The following is a 1,048-nucleotide window of genomic DNA, read 5'->3' on the forward strand; positions in this document are numbered from 1 at the left end:
GGACGGGTGATGCAGGTCTCGGCTGAGGTGTCTTGAACGGGTGAGGGCCTTCCGGGTTCGGTGTGGATTGCGACGTCTACACCGACCAGAAAGGCCCTCGTGGTCCACCGTAATGCACCCCTGACCGAGACCGGACGCCTCCGCCTGGCCCGCTGTGTGGTCGAGGACGGCTGGCCCCTGCGACGCGCCGCCGAACGCTTCCAGGTCTCACCCACCACCGCCCAGCGGTGGGCCGACCGCTACCGGGCATCCGGCCAGGCCGGCATGTCCGACCGCTCCAGCCGGCCACACCACAGCCCGCGCCGGACACCGACCCGGACCGAGCGCCGGATCATCAAGGTCCGCCTCACGCGCCGGTGGGGGCCAGCCCGCATTGCCCACCTGCTGCACCTGGCGCCCTCGACCGTGCACCGGGTCCTGACCCGGTACCGGCTGGCCCGCCTGTCCCACCTGGACCGGACCACCGGCCAGCCCATACGTCGCTACGAACGCGACCGGCCCGGCGAACTGGTCCACGTCGACATCAAGAAGCTCGGCAACATCCCCGACGGCGGCGGCCACAGGACCCTCGGCCGCCAGGCCGGCCGAAAGAACCGTGCCAACGCCGGCTACAGCTACATCCACACCGCCGTCGACGACCACTCCCGCCTCGCCTACTCAGAGATCCTCGACGACGAGAAGAAGGAAACCGCCACCGGCTTCTGGCAACGGGCCCACGCCTACTACGCCAGCGTCGGGATCACCGTCGAACGGGTCCTGACCGACAACGGTGCCTGTTACCGCTCCCGCGACTGGCGCGACGGCGTGGCAGCGGCCGGGATCACCCACAAGCGAACCCGGCCCTACCGGCCCCAGACCAACGGCAAGGTCGAACGCCTCAACCGGACCCTGCTGGACGAGTGGGCCTACGCACGCCCCTACCGGTCAGAGCAGGAACGACGCGATGCGTTCCCCCAATGGCTGCACACCTACAATCACCACCGCGGACACACCGCGCTCGCAGGCAAACCACCCGCCAGCCGCGTCCCCAACCTCACTGGGCAATACA

1 protein-coding gene is annotated in these 1,048 nt (G+C 69.6%); it reads left to right on the plus strand.

Features of this window, described 5'->3' with window-relative positions; genetic code table 11:
* Nucleotides 1-99 precede the first annotated feature (99 nt).
* Nucleotides 100-1,048 (plus strand): IS481 family transposase (locus tag ACIQUT_RS40330; RefSeq protein WP_403570724.1); only part of this gene is annotated, 949 nt, incomplete at its 3' end.

The sequence above is a fragment of the Streptomyces sp. NPDC090445 genome, assembly GCF_044769385.1.
GTDB lineage: Bacteria > Actinomycetota > Actinomycetes > Streptomycetales > Streptomycetaceae > Streptomyces.